We start from the raw sequence: 4,515 nt of genomic DNA on the forward strand, positions 1-4,515 counted from the left end.
TGGGGGTTTGCCCGCCCTCCCGCCCGTGCGGCGGGGTTGATGGGTTCGGGCCCTGGGGCTGTGCCCCAGACCCCTGCGGGGGCTCTGCCCCCTGCGCCCCCTGGGGGTTTGCCCGCCCTCCCGCCCGTGCGGCCGGGTTGGTGGGTTCCGGCCCTGGGGCTGCGCCCCAGACCCCCTTTGAGGGGCTGTGCCCCTCGGACCCCCGCAGGGGGCTGCGCCCCCTGCACCCCGGTTCGGGGCTCCGCCCCGGACCCCGTATCGCGCCTTAAGGGCGCTCGCCCTCAATTTCCCCCAAGGCCTTAAGGGCCAGGGGGGACCCCCATGGCGGGCTGAAGGTGCCCGATGCGGGCCCGTACCGATCTGCCGGACGGCTTGAAGAGGCCTCCACCGGACCGTACCGATCCGCCAGACGGGCTGAAGATGCCCGATGCGGGCCCGCACCGGTCGGCCGGACGGGCTGAAGTGCCCAATGCCGGCCCGTACCGAGGCATTCGGGGCCGCCTACAGGGGCGCGGGGAACTGCGCGAACGGCCCCCGCGGCCCGCGGATGGTAACGGGTTTTAAGGGCGCGGGTAGCCGCATGAACGGCCCCCACGGCCCTTAGACGGAAGCCGAGTTGAGGGCGCGGGGTACTGCGCGAACGGCCGTGCGCGATCCGCAGGCCGAGCAGGCCAAGCAGGCCAAGCAGGCCAAGCAGGCCGAGCAGGCCAAGCAGGGGGCCGGGGGCGCGGCGGTCCGAAACTCAGCCGGCTTCGCTGGGGCGGCAACCCGGGGCCTGGGGCGGAGCCGCAGGGTGGGGCAGGCGGGAGGGGGTCAGGGGGTCAGGGCTCGGGCGATTCGGGTGGCGTCCAGGCGGAGCTCCCGCAGCATCCCGCTGATCGGATTCGTGAACCCCGTGAAGTACAGCCCCCCAACCCCCGGCACCGTCCGCGCACCCCGTACCCGGGGCCGCCCCCGGGCGTCCAGCACCCCGAGGTGGCCGACCAGGCCCTCCAGCCCCCGGCGGTAGCCCGTCGCCGCGATGACCACCTCCGGCGACAGCCGCGTACCGTCCGCGAGAACGACCTTCGTGCCGTCGAAGGACTCGACCGCCGCGACCGGCTCGACCCGCCCGCCCCGCACCGCCTCGATCAGGCCGACGTCCTGCACCGGAATCGCACCCTCCCGGGCCCGTGAGTACAGCCCCTTGGCCGGCCGGGGCAGACCGTACGCGGAGAGGTCCGGCACGGAGAGCCGGGCGGTCACCGATGCCGCCGCGTCCACCAGGCGTACCGGAAGCCGGCGCACCAGGATGCCGGTGGCCTGCGCGGGCCACCCCGCGGTGGACCGGCGCACGATGTGCGGCGGCGTCCGCACCGCGAGCCGCACCCGCCCCGCCCCGCCCTCCGCGAGGTCGGCCGCGATCTCCGCCCCGGTGTTGCCGGCCCCGACGACGAGCACGTCCCGGCCGGCGAAGGGGGCGGGGTTGCGGTACTGGCCGGCGTGCAGCAGCTCACCCTCGTACGACTCCGCGCCGGGCCACGCGGGAACGTACGGCGTGTGATTGAACCCCGTGGCCACCACCACCGCCGACGTGGAGAGCCGCCGGCCCCCGGTCGCGTACAGCACCCACCCCTCGCCGCCGGGCCCGCGCTCGACCCGGTCGACCTCGACCCCGGTGACGATCTCCAACTCGTGGACGTCGGCGTACTTCTCCAGGTAGCGCACCACGTCGTCGCGCGACACCCATCGTCCGAACCGGCGCGGCATCCGCAGCCCGGGCAGCGCGGACAGACGGCGTGTGGTGTGCAGGTGCAGCCGGTCGTAGTGGCGGCGCCAGGATGCGGCGACCGCGTCGGACTTCTCCAGTACGACGGCCCGCACGCCCCGCGCCCGCAGCTCGGCGGCGACGGCGAGTCCGCCGGGGCCGGCCCCGATCACGTAGACGGGGCTGGTGGGGGTGGTGGTGTCGGCCATGAACGCTGAGCGTAACGGCGTGAATACTTGATGGGTCTCGGTCAAGACGGGAATCGATTGCGATCTGATCACGCGCGCCCGATCGCCTCCCCGCCCGCACGCCCGCCTCCCGCCCCTGTGTTCGCGCCACCCCCTGCCTCCGCGTTCGACCCATCCCCTTGCGCACGCGGCCCGCTTCCGCTGAACTGACGTACCGTCAGAAAGGAAATGACGAGCAGCGTGAGGAAGAGTTCCGGGAGGGAGGGTCGCGTGGACTCGATCTGGCTCAGCGGCGCCGAGTGGCTCGCCGTGCTGCGCATGGGCCTCGGCCTGTGGTGGCTGGAGAGCTGGCGCCACAAGGACAAGAAGGGCTGGTTCGAGCGTGGCACGGGCATCGCCTGGGCCTCCGGCATCGCGGCCAAGCACCGATGGAACGCCGTCCGCAGCGGCTTCGGCATCGTGGTCGAACCACGCCCGAAGGCGATGGCGTACGTCGTCGTCTACGCCGAACTCGCCCTGGGGCTGGGCCTGGTGGCCGGATTCCTGACGCCGGTCGCACTCGCCTGCGGGCTGCTCCTCAACCTCCTGTACCTGGTTCTGATGATCCATGACTGGGCCGAGCAGGGCCAGAACGCGATGATGGCGCTCATCTCGCTGGTCGCCCTCGGTGCGATGTCGTGGCAGACCTGGTCCCTGGACGATGCGATGGGACTGTTCCGATGACCGCCGCCACCCCGGAGTCCGACGCCTTCACCCGCCCGTACTGGGACGCGGCCGCCGAGGGCCGCCTCCTCATCCGGTACTGCGCGGCCTGTGACCGCCCGCACCACTACCCGCGCGAGTTCTGCCCGTACTGCTGGAGCGAGGACGTGCACTGGCGCCCCGCGAGTGGCCGGGCCACGCTCTACACCTGGTCCGTCGTGCACCGCAACGACCTGCCGCCGTTCGGTGACCGTGTTCCGTACGTCGCCGCCGTCGTGGACCTGGCCGAGGGACCCCGGATGATGACGGAGGTCGTCGGCTGCCCCGAGGCGGATCTGCGGATCGGGATGGAGCTGTACGTGACGTTCCGCTCCGGCGCCGAGGACGGTGTGACCGTGCCGGTGTTCGGGCTCGGGCCCGCACCGGTTGGCGACCCCGGATAGCGACCCCGGTTAGCGACTCGGGACAGCGACCGGAGGGCGCGGGCCCCAAGCGCGTCCCCTAGAGCCGCTGGCCGGACCCGAATCCGGACCCGAATCCGGACCCGAATCCGGACCCGAATCCGGACCCGAATCCGGACCCGAATCCGGACCCGAATCCGGACCCGGATCCGAATCCGGACCCGGACGCATGTTTGTGCCCGCTCCCGTTCCTGTTCCCGTGCCCGTTCCGGGTCATGGCCAGAGGAGTTCGCGGCTCCAGATGGCGGTGGCCTCGTCGGTCTCGTCGACCTCGCGGCGGTAGCGCAGGCGTACGTGGCGGCGTCGGACGTCGCCCTGGAAGAACTCGACCTCCACGGGGGCCAGTACGTATCGGGTCCAGGTGGGGACCGGGAGTCGGGGGTCTGCTTGGGCCCGCTCCCAAGCCGTTGCCGACGCTGCCGCCAACTCCGCGTAATCGTCGAGTACTTCACTCATCCGTCCGACCAGGGCCGCCGCGAGGGCACCCGTGGAGCGGGCGTGCAGGTCGGCTTGCGAGGCGGCCGGGGACGCCGGGGTGACGGGTCCGCGCAGCCGGACCTGGCGGCCCACCGCGGGCCAGTAGAAGCCGAGTGCGGCGACGGGGTGGGCGGCCAGTTGCCGGCCCTTCGCGCTGGTGGAGTGCGAGGCGAAGTGCCAGCCGGTGGCGTCGGCGTCGTGCAGCATCAGCGTGCGGACGTCCGGGCGGCCCTCGGCGTCGACCGTCGCGAGCGACATCGTGTGCGGCTCGGGCTGGCCCGCGCGGGCCGCGTGCGTCAGCCACTCCTGGAAGAGGGGGAGGGGGGTGTCGGGTGCGGTGGGTGGGTCGAAGTGGGGGAGGTCTACGTCCCAGACGCGCAGGGTGTGGAGAAAGTCCTGGAATTCCATGCCGGTCATTCTCCGGTCCCGGCTCGCCCCAGGTCCCCTTTCCTTTCCGGCGGGGCCGGCCCGGTGGCTCTGCCGTCCCCCGCTCGCCGTGGGGCCGTACGCGCAGTTCCTCGCGCCCCCGAACTCTGTTTCGGCCTCGGGCCGTGGGTGGTTGCTCGCGCCGTTCCTCGCGCCCCCAACCCCGTTTTCGTCTGCGGATCATGCCCGCTTCTCGCGCAGTTCCCCGCGCCCCTAAGGGCCTCGGTGCTGGCCCGCAGCGGGCATTTCAGCCCGTCATGGGGGTCCCCCCTGGCCCTTAAGGCCTTGGGGGAGTTTGAGGACGAGCGCCCTTTAGGCGCGAACGGGGGTGCAGGGGGCGGAGCCCCCTGTGGGGGTTCGAGGGGCGCAGCCCCTCAAGGGGGTCTGGGGCGCAGCCCCAGGGCCCGAACCCCTCAGCCCGGCCGCACGGGCGGGTGGGTGGGCAAAGATGCCCGGGGTCTGGGGCGGAGCCCCAGGAGGCCCGGAGCCAACCAACCCCGGGCAACGGGTGGGA

Annotated in this window: 4 protein-coding genes; 2 read left to right on the forward strand and 2 right to left on the reverse strand. The window is 72.9% G+C overall.

Annotated elements, in window-relative coordinates:
- Window positions 1–813: 813 nt before the first annotated feature.
- Entirely contained in the window at window positions 814–1,956 is a 1,143-nt protein-coding gene (locus tag ACFYNP_RS33240; RefSeq protein WP_388790823.1) for a flavin-containing monooxygenase, read from the reverse strand.
- A 249-nt stretch (window positions 1,957–2,205) separates the two neighbouring features.
- Here ACFYNP_RS33240 and ACFYNP_RS33245 point away from each other — a divergent pair, with 249 nt between their 5' ends.
- Entirely contained in the window at window positions 2,206–2,658 is a 453-nt protein-coding gene (locus ACFYNP_RS33245) for a DoxX family protein (RefSeq protein ID WP_388790825.1), read from the forward strand.
- Complete coding sequence (locus ACFYNP_RS33250; RefSeq protein ID WP_388414304.1) at window positions 2,655–3,080, forward strand: Zn-ribbon domain-containing OB-fold protein; 426 nt, start codon at window positions 2,655–2,657, stop codon at window positions 3,078–3,080. Before ACFYNP_RS33245 ends, ACFYNP_RS33250 begins: the two co-directional genes overlap by 4 nt.
- A 231-nt stretch (window positions 3,081–3,311) precedes the next feature.
- Here the strand turns inward: ACFYNP_RS33250 and ACFYNP_RS33255 are convergent, their stop codons facing one another.
- Window positions 3,312–3,992 (reverse strand): pyridoxal 5'-phosphate synthase, encoded by a 681-nt coding sequence (locus ACFYNP_RS33255; RefSeq protein ID WP_388790827.1) that lies wholly within the window; start codon window positions 3,990–3,992, stop codon window positions 3,312–3,314.
- Window positions 3,993–4,515: the final 523 nt, after the last annotated feature.

Origin of the sequence: Streptomyces sp. NPDC006691 (genome assembly GCF_042869955.1) — a bacterium.
GTDB lineage: Bacteria > Actinomycetota > Actinomycetes > Streptomycetales > Streptomycetaceae > Streptomyces.

Bases quoted from the DNA above. Each gene is read 5' to 3' on its own strand.
- ACFYNP_RS33240 (WP_388790823.1), bottom strand. From the start codon at position 1,956: ATGGCCGACACCACCACCCCCACCAGCCCCGTCTACGTGATCGGGGCC.
- ACFYNP_RS33255 (WP_388790827.1), bottom strand. From the start codon at position 3,992: ATGACCGGCATGGAATTCCAGGACTTTCTCCACACCCTGCGCGTCTGG.
- ACFYNP_RS33250 (WP_388414304.1), top strand. From the start codon at position 2,655: ATGACCGCCGCCACCCCGGAGTCCGACGCCTTCACCCGCCCGTACTGG.